Genomic DNA, 20976 nt, shown 5'->3' with positions numbered 1-20976 from the left:
GCCAAGCTGGAAGTGCACCGGCAGGCATCGCGCACCACCCTATACCCCGGATACAAAGCAAAGTTCGAAGTGCCGCAGAGCACGAGCAGTGAAACTTCAGGAGACCTACATGATGCAGAACAAAATGATGCGAAGCCTCGCCCTGGCAGCCGTCCTGGCCAGTGCTGCTTCGACAGTCGCTCTGGCGCAGAGCGCCGTAGACGGTGCAGTCGGCGGTACGGTTCACGACGCAACCGGCGCCATCGTGCCAAACGCGCAGATCACCGTCACCAACAATGGCACCAACGCCTCCCAGACGGTCAAGACCGACGACCAGGGCTATTTCCGCGCGCTGCACCTGCAGCCGGGCAGCTACACCATTGAAACCAGTGCACCCGGTTTTGGCGCCTACAAGTCCACGGCAGTTGTCGTTCAGGTCGGCTTGCTGACTAACGTCGACCCGAGCCTGTCCGCTGCCGGTACGACTACGGAAGTCACGGTCACCAGCGAAATCCCGGCGATTAACACTACCTCACCGGACTTCAACACGGTTATCGACAGTCAGATTCTCGGCAACCTGCCAGTGAACAACTACCGCTGGTCCAGCTATGCCGCGCTTACCCCCGGCGTGGTCGCGAACTCGGACGGCTTTGGCCTGTTGAGCTTCCGCGGCCAGAGCGTTCTGCAGAACAACATCACCATCGACGGTGCTGACGATAATCAGGCTTTCTTCTCGGAAGAGCGCGGACGTACGCGCGCCGGTTACTCCACCGCGCAGAGCTCCATCCAGGAATTCCAGGTCAACACCTCGAACTACACGGTGGAATATGGCCGCGCAGTCGGCGGTGTCGTGAACTCCATCACGAAGAGCGGCACCAACGCCTTCCACGGCGACCTGTACTTCCGTGACCGTGACGCGGAATGGGGCAGCAAGAGCCCGACCACACAGCTCACCACCATCACCGCAGCAGGCCCGACGACACAGGTCATCAAGCCCAAGGATTGGCGTAAGCAGTACGGCGGCGGCGTTGGCGGTCCCATCATCAAGGACAAGCTGTTCTTCTTCCTGGCCATCGATAAGTTCAAGCGCAACTTCCCGGGCACCGGAGTTGCGTCCAGTCCAGCAACGTTCTTCGCCACGCCCGACGCGGCACTGCCCGCCGGCAAGACCTGCGGCGTATCCACCGGCGCAGCAGCGCCATCCGCAGTGGACGCCAGCAATTGCACCCTGGCGTTTAACTACCTGGGGAGCTACAGCCAATACGCTGCGGCAGTTCCCCTGTACAACAGCGGCCTTACCGGTCTGAACAGCATGCTGGGCGCCGTGCCCCGTACGGGTGACCAGAACATCCTGTTCCCGAAGATCGACTGGCAGATCAACGGTCGCAACCACGTTGCGTTCGAGGTCAATCGCCTCAACTGGGCATCGCCTGCCGGCATCCAGACGCAGGCCACCAACACCTACGGCACGCGTTCGTTCGGAGACGACTTCGTCAAGCTGACCTTCGGCATCGCCAAACTCGACACCGTCATCACGAACAACCTCGTCAACCAGATCCGTTACCAGTACGGTCACGACTTCGAGTACGAGTTCGCCCAGACACCTGCCACACCATACGAGCAGAGCAACATCCTCACCTCGCGTGGCGGCACGTATACCAACCCGTTCGGACTGCCGCCCAACGTCTTCATCACCAACGGCTTTAACTTCGGCACGCAGACGTTCCTGCAGCGTCCCAGGTATCCCGATGAACGTCGCTGGCAGGTAGCGGAAACGGCGAACTGGACGCATGGTTCGCACAACGTGAAGTTCGGTATGGATTACATCCATACCTACGACCTGAGCCAGAACCTGCGCAGCCAGTACGGCAGCTACAGCTACACCACCGTCGGCGCATACCTGGGCGATCTGTTGAACGGCTCCAGCGCAAACCCCGCGCTGGTCGCTAAGGCGAAGAACTACTCGTCTTACCAGCAGGCTTTCGGTCCGCTGGCATTCGACTTCGTCACGCACGATATCGGCATCTTCGCGCAGGATGAGTGGAAGGCGACCCGCAACCTCAGCATCACCTATGGACTGCGTTACGAGTTGCAGCTCTTCCCGCCGACGTATCCCGGTCTGCCGGTTACAGGCGGCAACTTTGGCGCGAATGCCATTGCGGCAACCGGCGTGATGCCCTCGGATAAGAACAACATCGCACCGCGTGTCGGGTTTGCCTGGGATCCGTTCGGCAATGGCCGTACGTCGGTTCGTGGTGGTTACGGCATCTTCTTCGGCCGCACCAGCAACTCCACCATCTACAGCGCGCTCACCAGCACGGGCAACGCTGTGCAGAACGCCGCCGGCATTCCGCTGTCGCAGTTGACGTTCAACTACACCTCCACGCAGGCTGGCGCACCGTCCTTCCCGGCGGTCATCGGCAGCGTTGGAACGGCAGGCGCCGCACCAGCTTCGACGTACTTCAACCCTGGCTTCCAGAACCCTTACAGCCAGCAGTTTGATCTCTCGATCCAGCGCGATCTCGGCTGGCACACGACCCTGGGCGCCAGCTATATCGGCGCGCTTGGCCGCGAGATGCCGAACTTTGTCGACGCGAACCTCCCCACACCCTCCACGACCGTGACCTACACCGTTGCGGACTCAACGGGGAAGGGACCACTCGCAAACGGCAGCAAGGTCACGACGCGCTTCTACGCCAAAGGCGCTGCGGCGACCGTGGCTGCGGGCGTCAACGGACCCAACGCGTACGCCTCCAGCCAGCGACCCAACCCGGTCTTTGGTGCGGTGACAGCCATCGTCAGCAACGCCAGCTCCAGCTATAACGCAGTGATCGTGGAAGCAAAGCACCAGTTCACCAGCGGCCTGTCCTTCAACGTGAACTATACCTACGCTCACGCACTGGATAACGGTGTGAACGCCACCACGTTCACCAGCGCCAATGCCTACACGGACCCGTTGAACCCGGCTGCTGACTACGGCAACTCGGATAACAACGTGCCGCACCGTATCGTTGCCTACGCTGTCTACCAGACGCCCAAGTACTTCCATGGCCCCGTGGGTTATGCGTTGAACTCGTGGGAGATCTCGCCCAGCTTTGCCGGTCAGAGCGGTCTGCCGTACTCGCTGGCCTCCAGCGGCACGCCGACCACGGCGCTCGGTGACAACGGCGCAACCCTCAGCGCCATTGGCGGCGGCATCAACGGCTCTAACGGCGCCTTCCGCATCGCAAACATCGGCCGCAACACGTACAAGCTGCCCCGCACCATGGTGGCGGACCTGCGTGTCTCCAAGCGCTTCGATCTTCGCGACAACATGAACTTCGAGTTGCTGATCGAAAGCTTCAACATTGCCAACCACTACAACACCACGGCTGTCACGACCACTGGGTACACGCTGGCCACCAGCGCGACGGCCAACACGTTGACCTACGGCCCTTCCTTTGGAACACGCACGTCGGTCAACAGCAACCTGTCCTATAGCCCGCGCCAGGTACAGGTGGGAGCTCGCTTCCACTTCTAACGCGCTACGCTTGCAACACAGGAAGGGCGGTGGCTTCGGCTGCCGCCCTTTCTTTGCCGCCTCTCCCGTATTGGGCATGGTGTGTTGAACAGAGGCGGTTGGGTTCTTCGCCGGACGGACTGGCAAGCAACGTTCTGGTACGCTGCCTCCACACAAACGACTTCGCCCAGCCAGCGCCCATGCGCGGACGTACTGCTCGACTTCATTTCCCTGTTCCTAGACCCTCCTGTGGATTACTCCGTACAGGCCATCAGGAGAGCGCACTTGCGCCCGTTTCGCTATCACGCCGTAATGCTGCTGAGTCTGATAGCGCTTGGGGCACGCGCAGCGTGCCCGCAGGACGCCGTCACGGGTGCTTTGAGTGGCGTGGTGCATGACGCTTCGGGTGCCGTCATCGTTGGTGCCTCGCTCGCGCTGGCCGACAGCAGCGGCACCATGCGTTATGCCACCAGCGATCGCCTCGGGGAGTTCTTCCTCCCCGCCCTTCCGCCGGGGCATTACCGCATCCGGATCACGGCGAACGGCTTTGGCTTACTGCAGATCGACCGCGCTGACATTGCGGTTGGCCAGGCATTGCGGATCGATCCCGAATTGACCAACGGCATCGTAAGCGAAACCGTTGAGGTCTTCTACGGCAAGGATCTTCCAGGCTTTGATTCACCCGTGGATGCGAGCCTATCCCCCGCTGATCTGCAACTGCTGCCGCTCGATGGCCGGCGCTTTCAGCAGTTCGCTTCGCTGACACCGCTGGTCAGCAGCGAGGACGCAACTCCCGATGACGCAGACGTTAGCGGCATCGCCGCCGACGCCGACAATGCTCGCCTCAGCTTTCGTGGCATCGCACCATCGCAGAACCTCTACGTGCTGGACGGCGAAGACCTGACCCGGGCCTTCGATGGCGAGCCACGGGGCGGCCGCGTCTTACCCTTCACCGTGCCGCTGGACGCTGTGCAGGAGTTTCAGGTGCGCGCGTCCGTTACGGGTACGACGCTCGGTCGTGACGCGGGAGGCTCGGTCACGACGGTCACGCGCCGTGGCGAGGCGGACCCGCATGGCTCCATCTTCTTCCTGCTGCGAAACAGCGGCACAGGTGCGGCGAACCCCTTCGCAGTGGCAACGCGCTATAACGGCGGCCAGCCGACGACCACGGCGGTCAAGCCACGGGACCAGCGAGAACAGTTTGGAGGCTCCGTTGGTGGCCCACTCCTGCCACGGCATCTGTTCGGCTTCGTCGCGGCGGAGGGGCAGCGACGAAGCTTCCCAGCCATCGCATCGCCTAGCGATCCTGCCTTCTACAGCCTCAGCGCAGTCCAGACGGCGCTGCTGGCAAACCGCGGTGTCGGAGCTACCGCAACCGCCCGTGCCCTCACCTTCCTCGACAGCCTGACCGGCACGGTTCCTCGCCACGCCGACGAGTTCGCTTTGCTGCCCCGGCTCGATTGGCAACAGGGCTCAAGGAGCACCCTGACTGCGCACTTCTCACACGTCCGCTTTCGATCGCCTTCCGGACAACGATCGGAGCCGGTACTGGACCGTGGCCGAGCCAGCACCGGCGACGTTCTTATCCATACGGACTCTGGTCTCTTACGCGCCACATGGGCGCTTTCGACACGTTGGCTCATGGAGGCGCATGCCGCCTACAGCCGCGACGCCAGCTTTGCGCAGCTGCCGCCGCCTCTCGCAGCCGAACCGCGAACCGGCCCCGGTGATGCGGCTCCTCAAATCTCGATTGCGGACGCATTCACCTTCGGTAGTTCTGCCGCGTTGGGCGCGCGTCGCCTGCCGGACGAGCGTGCAACCGAGTTCGCCGCGCACAGCACCTTCAACGGCCGCGCCCAAACCATCACACTGGGCGCGAACATCAAGGACGTCGACGAACGCATCGGCGCGCGCGAGGCCAGTAGTGGAGCTTACGACTACACCAGCGGAGTTACCAACGGACGTGCGGGCGGTCTTGTGGACTTCATCACGGACTACACCTACTCGGCCACCAGCTACCCCAACGGCGGCTGCCCGTCGATCTACGCAGCCGTGCATCTCTTCTGCTTCCGCAGCTTCACGCAGACCTTCGGGGCGGTTGCGGAGACGCGTTTCCACACCGCGTCCCTGAGCGTCTTTGCAGGTGACGGCTGGCGCGTCACCCCGCATCTGCGCATCGATGCAGGCGTCCGCTACGAGTACCTGCGCCTGCCTCCCGCACAACATCCGAATGCCGCTTTGGACGCGGCATTTGGGGTTGCCGCCACAACATCCACCATGCCGTCCGACACCAATGATCTCGCGCCCCATCTCGGCATCGCCTACGCGGCCAGCACGCGCACGATGATGCGGGTGAGCTACGGGATTCACTTCGGTTCGCTGCCCGGCCGCACGCTGCAGCGGCTGCTTGAAGACACCGCGCAGGCCGGCAGCCAGGCCTCGTTGCGCCTGACGCCACGGACCATCATCGATCCAGCCTGCGCCAGCGCCGGCACCAACTTCGGCTATCCCGCCACCTTCACCTGCTCGCCCTTTGGGCCGCTGGCTTCGGCGGGCGCAGCCATGATGATCTCCCGCACCTTTCAGCTGCCCGCGATCCAGAGAGGCGAGTTATCGATCACACGTGAGCTGGCAGCACGCACAACGATCAGCGCTACCTATGTCGTGTCGTTCAGCCGGCAACTGCCGAATACCACCGACCTGAATATCGCCCCATCCACTGCAAAAATTGCCTTCCGCATCCTGCGTGCCGGCAGCGCAGAACCCGGTGCACGCAACGGCGATGTCTTCAATGTGCCTCGATATACGGCACGCGTCACAGATGCCTTCGGTCCTGTTACGGCGCTGCTTTCCAACGGCAACGGCAGCTATAACGCACTGGCGCTGCAGTTTGACCGCCGCGCATCTGCGGGAGTCACCCTGCGCGCTTCCTGGACCTATTCGAAAGCGCTCGACAACCTTCGTAGTACCTCTGCCGCGCCCGATGAAGACGCGCAGTTCGATCCCGTCCAACCGCTCTACGATCGCGCCGCCTCCAACTTCAATCACACGCATCGTGTCGTCAGCACGGCGGTGTGGCAGCCGCTGCTGCATGCGCAATCTGACATCGCGCGCGCCGTGATCAACGGCTGGTCGCTGGCGCCGGTCTTCGTCGCGCAAAGTGGCCGACCTTACAGCTACAACCTCAGCGGCGGCACGGAACTTGCCGGTGGCCGTGAGACGCTCAACGGCTCCGGCGGCGCGACCTACCTACCCAGCGTCGGCCGCAACACGCTTCGCCTGCCATGGTCTGCCACGGTGGATCTGCGACTGGCCCGGACCCTCGCCGCGTCCGATCGTACAAGCCTGCGCCTGTCTGCCGAAGCCTTCAACCTGCTGAATCACGTCAACCCCACGGCGGTCGAACAGCGAGCCTTCCTGGTGGGCGCCGCGGGTGCCGATGGCATTCTCCCGCTCATCTTTCAGGATGCCGGGACCATCGCCTCGGAAGGCCTGACCGGCAAACCTTTTGGAACCTTGACCAGTTCTGCCGCCAGCCCAACGCGCGAGCGCCGCCTCCAGTTCGGTCTGCGCTACGAATGGTGACGCGTCGGCTCTACATCCTCAAGGCTCTGCGCTCCGACTTTGGTGTAGGGGGCAGAAACGGGAATCCAACGTATCGTCGAGGCATGGGCCAACCGCCGCAGGGCAGCAAAGTGGATGCCGTGGACTCATCCCCGTTTGGCGCTCCCTCCATTGTGCGTTGCCCGGCCATACCCACGGCCGTTTTCGCATCCAATGTGTTCGAACGCACGCAGGGACAACCATGAGTCTGGCAGCATGGGTGGCAGCGCATGGGTATCTATCCGTCGCTGGGCTACTTCTTATTTCGGCCCTTGGATTACCGTTGCCGGCAGGCCTTGCACTGATCCTGGGCGGCGCCGCAGCCCACGGCGGCACGTTGAACCTCTTCGTCCTGTTGCCTTTGTGTGTGATCGCAGAGAACATCGGAGCGTCGGTGCTGTATACCGGCGGACGTATGACCGGCTGGTGGCTGCTGGGCCGTCTCTGCCGCCTGACCATCGATCCTGAGGTCTGCATCTTCCGTTCGGCCGACTTCTTCTATGAGCGCGGACCGCGTGTGCTGCTCGTCGCTCGCTTCATTCCCGGGCTCAACAGCATGGCGCCTCCACTCGCAGGCAGCCTCAACATGCGCCCACTCAAGTTCTGGACGCTGGATTTCTGCGGCGCCATGCTCCACGTAGGCACATGGGTTGCTGTCGGCTACTTCCTCAGCCATTACATCAAGCTCGTCACGCAGGCGCTCGCCGTTGTCGGCCATGTGGCGTTGGGTTTCGTGCTCGTCGCGCTCGCGGGCTACGCAGCCCTGTGGGCCTTCATCAAGATGCGCGACCGCCGCTACCGGAACGTGGAGCGTGTCTCCGCAGACGAGGTGGTGGAGCGGCTGGCGAACCCCGATCCATCGCGCCCCATCGTTATCGCTGACGTCCGGTCGCACGGCTACTACGACCCCGGCATGCAGCGTATCAAGAACAGCATCCGCGTCGAACCCAACCGCCTGGGCGCGGAGCTGGACGCATTGCGCGAAACGCTGGCGCCGGAGTGCGATATCTACGTCTATTGTTCCTGCGTGCGCGACGCCACCAGCATTCGCATTGCACACGCCATGGAGACGCGTGGTACCCGCGTCCGTGTCATCGAAGGCGGCCTGCGCGCATGGGTCAAGTCCGGATGTCCGACGGAGCCGGTTCCAGCAGGCGAACTGCGGCACCTGCCGCGCTTCGAGTAGCGCCAAACAGCGCTCTTGCCCGCGGTACCCGGCATGTGTGAGACTTCACCCGGCCTCGGAACGTCAGGACGACACCCTTGCTCCCGCAAATCACAGGCCGCATGCGCTGGTTTCTAGCGCTCGCCGTGCTCGCACTTTGGTGCGACGCAGATGTCATGCGCGCGCAGGAGACACCCATCTCGCAGCATGACGCAGACGCTCCACTGATCCGCGTCTATGCCAACCTGCTGCAGATCCCCGTCCTCATCCTCGATCCGCTCCTGGAGCCGGTGAAGCCAATCGATCCAGCCCGGTTCACCGTTCAATTTGACGACCTCAAACCCTTTCGCCCGCGGCTGGTGCGGCTGGAGGGCGAAGACCCCATCACGCTCGCAATCCTCATCGATCGAAGTCACCGCAACAGCCTGCTGCCCAGCCTGGCCGACGCGCTGACGACGCTCACACCTGGTCCGTTGGGCGCGCGAGATCGCGTCGTCTTCTATGTCACGGACGGCTGTCACCTGCGACGACATGGTGATCTGCTCCCCGTGCAACGTTCCCTCTTTCGCGCCTACGCGGAATCGGTTGTTGCTGCAGAGACGCACAATGGTCCCATGGACTCCTGCAACCCTCGCTGGGGCCTTTGGAAGTCGGCTGCGGTCGTCGCAAATTCCTTATCCAATCAGCCCGGACGCCGCATCGTGCTGGCTTTAACGGACGGCATCGACGCGGACCGCGAGTTCACCGCGGACAAGGCACGCAACGTTGCGACGAACGGTGGCGTCGCGATCTTCTCCGTAGCGGAACGCGGCAAGGTGCCGCCCGGCGCCGTCCTGTCCCCACCCTTTGCGATGACCAGCGGTGGTACCGGGCGGCGGGGGCTCGGCAGCCTCGCAACGCCCATTCCTGCTGTCCGAGCCCCCAGCGATCTGACCATGTTGAGCGAGATGAGCGGCGGCATGGTGCTCGAGACAGATCCCCGCGCACTTCCGGCCACGCTCGGCCACTTCGTCACACTGGTCCGCGGTCGCTACATTGTCGAGTTCAACCGCCCCATCAATCTGCCCGCAGGGCAACACATCCTTACCATCGGCGTCGGTCAGCCCCGTTACTTCATCCGCGCCGCCGGCACATCCATGCCGCTTGCCGATCCAACACAGCTTGACCCCAGCGTGCAGCATGGTCCGCTGGTTGCACGGCCGCCCGACCCGGACCAGCTTGCACCCGAGTTCACGCCTGCCGTGGACGTGGCACGGTAAGCACGATTCCTAACGCCGGCGCGAGTTCCCTTCTGCCACGCCCGTAAAATAAGGATGTGAGCGATACGCAGAGACAGATCGCGCAGGACTTCGACGTTCTCGTCGTCGGAGCAGGCCATGCCGGCTGCGAGGCCGCTGCGGCCTCCGCGCGCATGGGTCTGCGTACGGCCCTGCTCACGCTCAACATCGATCTGGTCGCACAGATGAGCTGCAACCCAGCCATCGGCGGCGTCGCCAAGGGCCATCTCGTTCGGGAGGTCGACGCGCTGGGCGGTGTCATGGGTCTGGTCGCGGACAAGAGCGGCATCCAGTTCCGTCTGCTCAACACCTCGCGCGGCCCCGCCGTCTGGTCACCCCGCGCCCAGTGCGACAAAGCGCTCTACCGCGTTCACATGCGCGAACTTCTCGACACCATTCCGAACCTCACGCTCGTTCAGGCAGAGGTTGTGGATGTCCTGTTGGAATCGCGGGACGAACCCCCAAGTCCTTCGGCTGACACAGATCCGGGGACCCCATACATAAGCGAAGCGGATGTGTGGGATCGCAGCGCCGCCAGGTCTGATTCGAATACTTCAGCAGCCCCGCGCCGCTGCGTCGGGCTGAAACTCCGCAATGGCCGCGAACTCCACGCACGCGCCGTTGTCGTCACCACCGGCACCTTCCTCAACGGCCTGATCCATTGCGGCGAACAGAAGACCAGCGCCGGCCGAACACCGCACGAACCTGCCTCCGTTCATCTGGGTGAGAACCTCAAGAAGCTGGGCCTGCGCCAGTGCCGCCTTAAGACGGGTACGCCGCCGCGCCTCGACGGAAGCACCATCGACTGGACAGAGTTCAAGGTGCAGCCCGGCGACGACGATCCGACACCCTTCTCGTTCCGCTCGCAGAACGTGCCGTATCTCCGCCAGATTCCGTGCCACATCGCGAACACCACGCCGCGCACGCTCGAGTTGATCCGCGACAACGTGCATCGGTCGCCGATGTACAGCGGCCAGATCGAAGCCATCGGCCCGCGTTACTGCCCGTCCATCGAGGACAAGATCGTCCGCTTCCCGGACAAGCTGCAGCACCAGCTCTTCCTCGAACCCGAAGGCCTCGACACGGACGAGATCTACGTCAACGGCATGAGCACCTCGCTGCCCGCGGAAGTGCAGCTCGACATGGTGCACTCGATCCCCGGTCTGGAGAATGCCACCATGCTGCGGCCCGGCTACGCCATCGAGTACGACGCCATCGACCCGACGGAGCTCGATCGTTCGCTGAAGGTCAAAAGCATCGACGGCCTCTATCTCGCAGGCCAGATCAATGGCACCAGCGGCTACGAAGAGGCGGCGTGCCAGGGCCTGATGGCCGGCATTAATGCGGCACTGAACGTGAAGGGCGAGGAGCCGTTCACGCTCGACCGCAGCGAGGGTTACACCGGCATCCTCATCGATGACCTCATCAGCAAGGGCACCAACGAGCCCTACCGCATGTTCACCAGCCGTGCGGAGTTCCGCCTGCACCTCCGCATCGACAACGCCGACCGCCGCCTGACACCCTATGGTCGCCGTCTGGGCCTCATCGACGACGAAGCATGGGCCGGCTACGAAGCGCGGCAGGCTCGCATGGCCAGGCTGACAGCGCTCCTTGACGCAACCAGAGTCGACATTTCAACAGTTGCACAACTGTCGAAATGTCTCGCGTCTGAGATGTGGGACCTGAGCAATCTCAAGGGGCAAACCTTCGCCCATCTCCTCAAGCGTCCCGAAGTCCAGATCGAAAGCCTTGTCCCAGCGCTTCGCGAGCATCTCGCAAAGGCCGGCCTCGAAGGTTACGCAGTCGAACCCATGACCTCACGCGTTCGCAACGAACTCCGCGCCGTAGAAACCGAGCTCAAGTATGCCGGCTACCTCGACCAGCAACTCCGCGCCATAGCAAAACTCAAGCGCTCAGAGTCCCGCCGGATCCCCGCATCCTTTCAGTACAAGGGCGTCAGCGGCCTCTCCCGCGAAATCCAGGAAAAGCTCGACCGCGTCCGCCCCCAGACCATCGGCCAGGCCAGCGGCATCCCAGGCGTAACACCGGCCGCACTGACCCTGATCAACATGCTTATCGAGGTGCAGGCCCGCTCCCCAAACCCATCCGCAGCCTCCCCCGCATAGGCAATACCGAATCCGGCGCCCCATCCTATGCGAAGCAAAAGGTGGGTTCCACTGCGACCACAAACATCAAGCGCAGCCTCCAGACCGGGTGCCCATGTCTCGCTTCTGAGACACGGGAATTTGCGCGAAGCGCGAACCGCTGTGCTTCACTTATTTCCCCACAAACCAATCGCCAAACCACTCCCGGCGGTTCTAGACTGGCTCGTCTTTGAATCGTCTCAAACGGAAGGCCTCAACTCCATGCGCAAGACGCTCCTCGCTCTGCCAATCATCTTCGCCGCCCTCGCGGTCATCTCCCCTACGAGCATGACGGCACAGGCCGTCTCCCCCGCCCTCGAATCCGAAGCGGCCCGTCCACCCGCTGCCGGACCCGGCGGCAAAATGCTGCCCGGCATGCCCAAGTTCCATGACCCGCTGCCCTACGACATCGACGACCACGCTGGCTACACGCAACTCTTTGATGGCAAGACCATGAAGGGCTGGGATGGCGACCCGGCGATCTGGCGCATTGAAGACGGCGTCATGATCGGCGAGACGAAGGAAGAGGACCGCAAAGGCAACAGCTACATCGTCTACACCGCTGACAAGGCGAAGGACTTCGACCTGAAGCTGCAAATGAAGATCGAAAAAGGTGGCGGTGGCGGCATCCAGTATCGCTCGCACACCGGCGAAGCATGGACGCGCCCGCAGCCCGCTGGCGCCGGTCCCACGGGCACGCCGACCAAGTGGCTGTTGACAGGTCCGCAAGCGGATTTCTGGTTTCCTGTGCGTCAGTCCGCTTCGGACTACACGGGCCAGTGGTACTCCGAGAACACCATGCAGGGCATCCTTGCGTATCGTGGCCAGGTCACGCAGGCACTGCCCGGTAAGGGCAACCGGCTGGTTGCCAATATCGGCAGCAAGGCGGCACTCGGCGGCTACGTCAAAACGAACGAATGGAACGATTACGAGATCATCGCGCGCGGCGGCGTCATGATGCACATCATGAACGGCCAGCTCATGGCTACCTTCATCGATGACGACCCGAACGACGCCAACAACCAGATGGGATTGATCGGCTTCGAGATCGAATCACAGCCCACAAAGATCAGTGTGAAAGACATCTGGTGGCGCAAGTTCGATAAGTAGGTTTTATGGGACGGCAACCGCACCGGCCCTCGACTGCAGGGAAGCTGCGTCCTGCCGGGGCGGTTTGCCGAAGGTACGCGTGTACTCGCGGCTGAACTGCGACGGCGAGGCATAGCCAACGTGAAAGCCCGCAGTCGCAGCATCTTCTCCCTGAGTCACCAGCAGCCGGCGTGCCTCCTGCAGGCGCACCTGCTTCTGGTACTGCAGCGGACTCATTGCCGTGATGGCACGAAAGTGGCGATGCAGCGACGCCGGACTCATGTTGGCAACCTGCGCCAGCGCCTGAGCAGAGAACGGCTCGGCGTAGTGTTCGCGGATCCATTGCACCGCGCGCGCCACCTGGACGGTGCGGCTCCCCTGCGTGGCAATCTGCCGTAGCATCTGGGCCTGGTCGCCCTGCAGCAATCGATATAGGATCTCGCGTGAGATCAGCGGCGCCACCGTCGCAATCGCCCCCGGCTCCTCCAGCAGACGCGTCAGCCGCACAAAGCAATCCAGCAACGCATCATCCACCTTGCCGATGGCCAGCCCGCAGCGTGGCTCCGTCTCTGTCGGTGCGGGCGGCAATGTCATCAACAGTTCGGACAGCAGGCGCGTGTCGATCGCAAGACTCAGAGCCAGGTACGGGTGCCCCGGTGCCGCATTGCAGACCCGCCCGGTCACGGGTAAATCGATGGAACTGATCAGATAGCTCTCCGGTGTGTACCGGAAGACGTTATCGCCCAGCAGCACTTTCTTTTCGCCCTGCGCCATGATGCAAACCATGGGCGTGTAGATGAGTTTCGCGCTCAGCGGCGCGTCGCTGTCTGCGTGGTACAGCGACAGGCCGGGCACCGCTGTTACCGTGGTGGGCGCGGTTGCGTGGTTCACGATGCGGCGCTGCAACTCTTGCAGGGAAGTCATAACCATCAGACGTCGCTAACATCGCCCAGGGTTCTCGTCGGCTGCAGTGCCTGAGCGGATCAGGCAAGCATTCGCATGCTTCGTTCTACCGCTTGCCTCTGGAAGTCCCATAGCCTCAGCAGGGTAAGCAAGAAGGAGCTACGGAATGAGCAAGGTTTGGATGATCACAGGCGCAAGCCGCGGACTGGGTCTTGAGATCGCAAAGGCAGCACTGGCAGCAGGCGACCAGGTGATCGCAGGCGCACGCGATGCCGCAAAGATCGCGTCGGCACTGGGTACGCAGGAACACCTGCTGGGCGTCGCGCTCGACGTGACCGCGCCTGCACAAGCAACAGCAGCAGTGGCGGCCGGCATCGAGCGCTTCGGCCGCATCGACCTGCTCGTCAACAACGCAGGTTACGGACACTTCGGCCCGTTTGAGCAGGCATCGGCTGACGACGTCGAAGCGCAGTATCGCGTGAACGTCTTCGGCGCCATGCACGTCACGCGCGCCGTCCTGCCCGGCATGCGCGAACAGAAGAGCGGACGCATCTTCAACATCTCGTCCATCGCCGGTCTCAAGGGCGGTCCCATGGCATCGCTCTACTGCTCCAGCAAGTTCGCGCTCGAGGGCTGGTCGGAATCACTCGCGGGTGAACTGCAGCCGCTGGGCATTCAGGTGACGGCAGTGGAGCCAGGCTTCTTTCGGACGGAGTTTCTGGAACCGGGCTCCGTGCGATACACCGCGGATGAACTCCCGGAGTACGGGCCGGGACTGGAACAGATGCAGGCGTGGCTCAACGGCAAAAGCCTCCAGCAGGAGGGTGATCCGGCGAAGCTCGCGAAGGTGCTGGTCGATCTTGCAGGTCGTGCCGAACAGCCACTGCATCTACTGATGGGCAGCGACGCCATCGCGTGGATGGAAGACCGTCTGCAGCGCGACGCGAAGAACGTGGAGGAGTGGCGCAGCGTCTCCGTGTCCACAGACTTCCCACAGTAGCCGCGGAACTGAGCCGCGCGGGTAGGCACTGCGCTACCCGCGCGGTCATACAGTTCTCAGGCGGGTAATTCCTCTGCATCCAGCGAAGGTGTCGGCGAAGGTCTACCGCCGCCATCGCCGCCAAGATTCGGTAGCAGCACGGTCAGCAAACCAAGCGCCGGCAGGAACGCGCAGACCTTGTACACAAACACAATACTTGTGTGATCCGCCAGCGTGCCCAGCAGCGCCGCGCCCAACCCTCCAAGACCGAAGGCCAGACCAAAGAAGAGTCCGGAAACCATGCCCACACGCCCGGGCATCAGCTCCTGCGCGTAGACCAGGATGGCCGAGAAGGCCGACGCAAGCACCAGCCCGATCAACACACTGAGCACCACCGTTATCGGCAGCGACACATACGGCAGCAGTAGCGTCAGCGGCAATACGCCGGCAATCGAGATCCAGATCACCTTCTTGCGACCAATGCGATCTCCCACCGGCCCGCCAATGACTGTACCGGCGGCCACTGCTGCCAGAAACAGGAACAGGTCCAGCTGCGCGTCCTTCTGCGAAAGACGGAAGTGCTGCATCAGGTAAAAGACGTAGTAGCTGGTGATGCTTGCCAGATAAAAGTACTTCGACATGGTGAGCGCAATCAGCACGGCGAGCGCGCGGCCCACCTGTCTGCGCGTCAGGGTCTGCACCTTCGCAGCGATCTGCTTCTTGTGTATGGTGCGTCCATGCAACTGGTACCAGCGGCCAAGTCCCGACAGCAACACAATGCCCAACAGCGACGCCAGTGAGAACCACGCCAGGCTCTGCTGGCCACGCGGCAGCACCACGAACGCGATCAGTAGCGGCCCCAGCGACGAACCGAAGTTTCCGCCCACCTGGAAGATTGACTGCGCCATGCCGTGCGCGCCACCGGATGCGAGCCGCGCCAGCCGCGATGACTCCGGATGAAAGATCGAAGACCCAATGCCAAGCAGCGCTCCACCCAGTAGCAGCATGGCGTAGCTGGGAGCGAATGCAAGTGTCAGCAGCCCGGCTAGAGAGATAGTCATGCCAAAGGGCAGCGAGTACGGCAGCGGTTTGCGATCCGTATACAGACCCACCACCGGCTGTAACAGCGACGCGGTGATCTGGAAGACCAGCGTCAGCGCGCCAATCTGGCCGAATGACAGATGGAAGTTGCCTTTGAAAATCGGGTAAGCCGCAATGAACAGCGACTGCACCATGTCATTCAGCATGTGGCAGAGGCTGGCCGCGCCCAGCACTCCGTATGCTGTTGAATTCTCTTGCCTGCCCGTCATGCCACCGCCTTTTCGCACCTTCAGCATAACTTTTGACATGCAGGGTATGCATCAGGCCCCATTGGGGCGCAGCTTGTTACACGACCGATCTTCGAAACTGCCGAAGCATCGAACGCAAAATAAAGGGCTCTCCACGAAGGAGAGCCCTGAAACAAAGCGAAGAGCCTGGTACACCTGCGTCTTACTTGCTTGCCCTCTTCCCTGCCTTGCCTGTCTTCGCAGGAGTCTCTGCCTTCACGGTCAGCTTCACTGTACCGGCGGTCTCGCGCGCATGCAGCACGGCCATCAGATCGGCGAGAGGCAGCGGCGTGAATTCTCCGGATAGGAAGTCTCGAATTTCCAGGGCTGTCTTATGCTTCCCCAGCAGAATCGCGAACTCCGCGTTCATCTCCTGCGGCAGTTGAGGACCGGTAGGCGCAGCGCCGCGTTGTCCGCCACCACCACCCCCACCGGGTCCACCCAGGCCGCCGGGGCGGGCGACCCCTTCGACCATAAGATTGGCTGCTTCCTTCTCCTGCGCCGTCATGACCGGTTCTGCAGCGGGCACGCCGCGCTGCAAAGCCTGCAGTTGGTACGCTGCCTTCACCTCGCTCAATAGTTCTGTGGCGCGCTGGTCGATAAGTGGCAGGAAGGCCGACGTCTTCTGCTTGCCGCTATCGGCGTTCGTCCATAGCACGCTCGCAGAGGTGACGACGCCCTTCTCGACCTCGGCCTGGTGAAGAACGGCGATGCGCGCTTCCTTATAGCCATCGGTCAGCGAGGCCGCGTCCGTGGCATCCGCCATGTAGCCCAGGCCCTTCGTATGGGACTCGCCCATGCGCGCCAGGCCGCGGCCGATGTTCTCACTCAGAATGCGAGCCGCCATCTCATCCGTGCCGGATGCGAGAGCCATGAGGGACGCAGTTCCAACCGCAGCCGCACGCTTGTACTGCGTAGGATCCTGCTTGTCCGGGGTGTCCTGCGACGAGTGATACCACATGTCCGGCCACGTGATGAACATGACAGCAGGAATGCCATGCTGCATGTACGTCACGTGATCGCTGGAGCCGTAGTGCTTATCGACCTTGATGTAGAACGCATCGGTGCTGCCGTTGGGCGACTCCACCGGCTGCGATGCGCCATAGCCCGTGGCGCGATAGCGAACACGCTCCCGCGAAACTTCTGCGATGTACTCCATCGGGCTCTGCGCAATGTCATTGATATACGACGGAAAGGTGTCGGGCGTGCGCTGCAGGATCCAGAAGCTGCGGCTCTGGCTCAGGCGCAACGCCTCCATATCAAAGTTCAGATCGCCAATGATGACCTTCTGCTTGTCCGGGTGTGCATTGAACCAGGCGTTGGTACCGCTGATCTCCTGCACCCATTGGAAGTTGATCGTGCGCTTTGGCCGCGGCAGCTTACCCTCAGCGATCAGCTTCAGGTAAGCACGGCCGATCTCAAGCGTCAGCGCACATCCCGAGCTGTCATCATTCGCGCCCTGCTTGATGTAGGACTCAAACAGGTGTCCGCCAATCGCCACTTCCTGCGTGGTGCTGCCATCGCCGGGGATTTCCGCGTGAACAATCTCCTGCTTGTTGGGTACCTGCTCGCTCTTGGTGATGGAGCGCATCGTGACCTTCTGGCCACGGTTCAGCATCGTCTCCAACTCACGCGCGACCTTTGGCGAGACGGCCCACGCTGCTGTATTCGGCTGCGCAACCACGGTTGTCCAGACAACGGCGTTCGGGTAGTCCACTGCACGGTCGCCCGCGCCAATCGCGCTGATGCCCACCACGCCAATGGCGCCGGCAGCGGCCGCGCGGCCATAGATCGCGGCAAGACCACTGGGCGCCAGCGACAGAACGAACTTGCCCTTCACGTCCTTACCTGCGAAGTCCGCAGCCGCGCCCTGGCCTACGCTGACCAGGTCACCGCTGATATCGCCGTTGGCATTGGTCGATGCAAGCGATTCGGGGATGTCATGAATGTCATAGATCTTCGAGTTCTTCGGCGACGACGTCCACAGTTCGCCGACGGTGGGCTGCCACGTCTGGCCGGTCGGATAGTCTTCGATGGCAACGTTGCTGAAACCATACTCCTTGGCCATGCGCGCCATCGCCTCCGCCTCGCGGAAATGCGACTGGTACTCCGACGTCGGCCGAACAAACTGGTAGGGCACCAGCTCCTGCACATGATGCATCGCTCGCTCGCCGGACACTTCATTGATGATGGCCGTCATCTGCTGCTGCGATAACAGCGTTCGATCTTCTTTTTCCTGTCCCATCAGGACGCTACAAGCCGAGGCCAGCACCAAGGTGCCCGCTAGAACGATCCAATTCGCTTTCATGTGTCTCCCTGTTTCAGAAAGGCTACACCAGCGAATCTCGATAGCAGGGGGTGAATTCGTACACTGCACCGATACGGGACTCATCCGGAACCCTGCCATCGGTGAACACGAAAGAAGTGCTTCGCGTTGAACTCTTTGACGGTCCCCTCATCGGGTGATTCCCCAGCTTCGTGTGCAATCGCTAGTATGGCCTCATACCCATAAGCACGCAGGCAGAGCAACCAATGCAAACTTTCTCAGCGTTCCAAATAGCAGTGGCTATCAGCGCCCTGGCACTGGGATCTACGTTGGCAGCAGCACAGCTTGTCCTTCCGGCACAGACACCGATAGAAGTCCGCCTGACCGAGCGGGTCTCCACACATCTCTCGAAGAAGGGTTCCGTGGTGCACGCTGTCATCGCTGCGCCCGTCTTTGCAGGGGATGGCATCGTGGTGCCCATGGGCAGCAAGGTAGAGGGCAGGGTGGTTCACGTCAACAGCGTGGGCCTCGGCTTCACCCATGAGACCTCTTCCATCGGCCTCGACATGGAGCGCATCATTCTGCCCGACGGCACCATCATCCCGCTCGCAGCGCGTGTCGCACAGATTGAGAACTCGCGTGAGGTGATCAACAAACAGGGACGCATCGCCGGTGTTCGCTCCACTTCCACGTTGAGCCATAAGACCTCGGGCGCGGTGGGCACACTCGCCTTCAGCAACCCCATCGCTTTGATCTTCACGACGGCGTCCTCTGCTTCCCTGCTTCGCTTCTCGGATCCGGAGATCTCCCTCCCCGCAAACACGGAGCTGATCCTGCTGACCACTCAGCCCCTTTCCATCGCTCATGGCACGGAGTCTGCCGCACCTCCACTCGCCCAGGACGCGGCGTCAGAGCGAGCACTGACCGGCCTCGTCCGCAGGCAGCCCTATCGCACCGTGACCGATCCAAAGCACATACCGTCCGACCTGACGAACCTGATGTTCATCGGCGAGCAGTCTGCAATCCTGCGCGCCTTCGAAGCGGCTGGATGGTTAGAGGTCGACGCCCTTGACGCAATGTCCGCCTATCGTACGGTCCGAGCCATCTCTGAGGTGCAGGCCTACCGAACTGCACCCATGTCAACACTGCTCCTCGAAGGTCAAAAGCCGGCCCTCAGCCTGGCAAAGACACTCGACACCTTCTCAAAACGCCATCATCTGCGCGTCTTTGCGACGCAGGATCAGTGGCAGGGGCAGAGAGTATGGCTGTCGTCTTCCACCCAGGACATCGGCATCGGCTTCTCCGCATCGCAGAAGAACTTCATTCACCAGATCGACCACAACATCGACCACGAACGCGCCAAGGTCGTGAACGATCTCATGTTGACCGGTTGTGTCACAGGCTTGAACCTGGTCGCCCGATCCTGGCTACCGAAGGACATTAAGAACGGCACCGGCGAAGAGATTGTTACAGACGACCGCATGGCCGTGGTGCGTCTGAACGATTGCGAGGCACCGCTCAACGTTCCGGCTGTCAATCAGACGGCCGCTATGCCGATCCACCAGAACAAGTTCGTCCAGGCCACACGGCAGACAACGTTGACCCTGCGCAATACCATCCTGCGTGACAACCTGGCAGTTACCGCGTACGGCGGCATCCGGATGGGACTCGGACTCAAGCATCCGAAGCCGCCTGAGCAGCCGCTGGAGGTCTCGTCAGAGATCAATGCGCATCGCTATGCCATCGGGAAGGCAGAGGCTACCGCAGAGGACAAGCCGGAGCTGCTTAAGCGCGATATTGTCGAGACAGCCAAAGTCGGCACCACCGCAGACATCAACCTGAACCCGCCCAAACGGCTTCCGCCTTACTCCGTCGAGATCGGCGTACACGGTGGCTTCGCTGGCTATGCCGGCGGGAACGGTGGCGCAGTAGGATACCTGGCCCTCCCAGACGACCCGACCAATAATCCGCCCTACCTGTTGGTTCTCGGCAACGAGCATCACAGCGGTTTCAACCTCGGTGGTTCCGTCACGCTCGACTCGCATGAGCACCTTTCGCACGAGTTCTCGTTCGACTACAACCACACAGGTTTCATGCTGGCATTCGCAGATCTGAACCTGGTGCCCGGTCCGGACACCGATCCAACAACGCAATCAGACTTTACCTTCGAAGAGGCCACGCTCTCCACGACAGAGGTCGCTTACAACCTGCAATATCTGCCTCTGCGTCGCGAGTCGCGCTGGCGCCCCTATGTTTCGGCAGGCCCATCACTGCGACTCATGCACCTCACCGAAGCACCCATCACCCGCGCCTCACCGTGGTTCAAGCTGGGCCTCAGCACCGTCGGCGCCATCACCGCAGCCTATCGATTCGCTTCCATCCCGCCGCTTGAAGGTGGCGGTATCTTTCAGGTGGGTCTGCAGTACGGTGGCGGAGTGAAATATCGCGCATCGCGCCGCATTCTTTTGCGGGCCGATTACAAAGAAACTCTCACCGCGCAACCGGACTTCTGGTCAAAGTCGAAAGACGATATCTTCAGCCCAGGCGATCTACCCGGCTACAGCCTGACCGTGGTCGGACCCGTCATGGACGGAGTCATGCGCCAGCAACGCGCCACCATGGGTGTGTCCTTCGTCTTCTAGCGAAGTGCGGCGAATCCTGCGCTCTGCACGGAAGGCGGACGATCATCGTTCACGACAGGTCGCACGATCGGGGGGATCGAGCTTCGATATCGGTCTCGCAGC

Annotated in this window: 11 protein-coding genes; 8 read left to right on the top strand and 3 right to left on the bottom strand. The window is 62.1% G+C overall.

Going from position 1 to position 20976, the window contains the following annotated elements; genetic code table 11:
* Positions 1 to 109 precede the first annotated feature (109 nt).
* From BLW03_RS10495 to BLW03_RS10470, 6 genes are all read left to right on the top strand, one after another.
* Positions 110 to 3499 (top strand): TonB-dependent receptor, encoded by a 3390-nt coding sequence (locus BLW03_RS10495; RefSeq protein ID WP_074655930.1) that lies wholly within the window; start codon positions 110 to 112, stop codon positions 3497 to 3499.
* Between the two features lie 264 nt (positions 3500 to 3763).
* Positions 3764 to 7063: a TonB-dependent receptor gene (locus BLW03_RS10490; protein ID WP_139285170.1), complete on the top strand. Its 3300-nt coding sequence runs from the start codon at positions 3764 to 3766 to the stop codon at positions 7061 to 7063.
* A 220-nt stretch (positions 7064 to 7283) separates the two neighbouring features.
* On the top strand, positions 7284 to 8267 hold the full coding sequence (locus tag BLW03_RS10485; protein WP_074653887.1) for a rhodanese-like domain-containing protein: 984 nt from the start codon (positions 7284 to 7286) through the stop codon (positions 8265 to 8267).
* A 77-nt stretch (positions 8268 to 8344) separates the two neighbouring features.
* Complete coding sequence (locus BLW03_RS10480; protein WP_212733176.1) at positions 8345 to 9505, top strand: vWA domain-containing protein; 1161 nt, start codon at positions 8345 to 8347, stop codon at positions 9503 to 9505.
* Positions 9506 to 9561: 56 nt separating this feature from the next.
* On the top strand, positions 9562 to 11649 hold the full coding sequence (mnmG, locus tag BLW03_RS10475) for a tRNA uridine-5-carboxymethylaminomethyl(34) synthesis enzyme MnmG (RefSeq protein WP_074653884.1): 2088 nt from the start codon (positions 9562 to 9564) through the stop codon (positions 11647 to 11649).
* A gap of 240 nt (positions 11650 to 11889) precedes the next feature.
* Positions 11890 to 12777 (top strand): 3-keto-disaccharide hydrolase, encoded by an 888-nt coding sequence (locus BLW03_RS10470; protein WP_074653882.1) that lies wholly within the window; start codon positions 11890 to 11892, stop codon positions 12775 to 12777.
* Between the two features lie 3 nt (positions 12778 to 12780).
* Here the strand turns inward: BLW03_RS10470 and BLW03_RS10465 are convergent, their stop codons facing one another.
* Positions 12781 to 13680 (bottom strand): AraC family transcriptional regulator, encoded by a 900-nt coding sequence (locus tag BLW03_RS10465; RefSeq protein WP_074655929.1) that lies wholly within the window; start codon positions 13678 to 13680, stop codon positions 12781 to 12783.
* A 145-nt stretch (positions 13681 to 13825) separates the two neighbouring features.
* Here BLW03_RS10465 and BLW03_RS10460 point away from each other — a divergent pair, with 145 nt between their 5' ends.
* Entirely contained in the window at positions 13826 to 14659 is an 834-nt protein-coding gene (locus BLW03_RS10460) for an SDR family NAD(P)-dependent oxidoreductase (RefSeq protein WP_074653881.1), read from the top strand.
* Positions 14660 to 14715: 56 nt separating this feature from the next.
* Here BLW03_RS10460 and BLW03_RS10455 read toward each other — a convergent pair whose 3' ends face one another.
* Complete coding sequence (locus BLW03_RS10455) at positions 14716 to 15948, bottom strand: MFS transporter (protein WP_074655928.1); 1233 nt, start codon at positions 15946 to 15948, stop codon at positions 14716 to 14718.
* Positions 15949 to 16129: 181 nt separating this feature from the next.
* Positions 16130 to 18274 (bottom strand): M28 family peptidase, encoded by a 2145-nt coding sequence (locus BLW03_RS10450; protein WP_074653880.1) that lies wholly within the window; start codon positions 18272 to 18274, stop codon positions 16130 to 16132.
* 254 nt (positions 18275 to 18528) lie between these two features.
* Here BLW03_RS10450 and BLW03_RS10445 point away from each other — a divergent pair, with 254 nt between their 5' ends.
* Positions 18529 to 20874 carry an LssY C-terminal domain-containing protein gene (locus BLW03_RS10445; RefSeq protein ID WP_074653878.1) on the top strand — a complete coding sequence of 782 codons (2346 nt, stop codon included), beginning with the start codon at positions 18529 to 18531 and terminating at the stop codon, positions 20872 to 20874.
* Positions 20875 to 20976 lie beyond the last annotated feature (102 nt).

This window comes from Terriglobus roseus, from assembly GCF_900105625.1.
In the GTDB taxonomy this organism is placed as follows: Bacteria; Acidobacteriota; Terriglobia; order Terriglobales; family Acidobacteriaceae; genus Terriglobus; species Terriglobus roseus_B.
The sequence above is the reverse complement of the archived record's forward strand: the minus strand, read 5'-3'. Positions and strand labels throughout refer to the sequence as shown.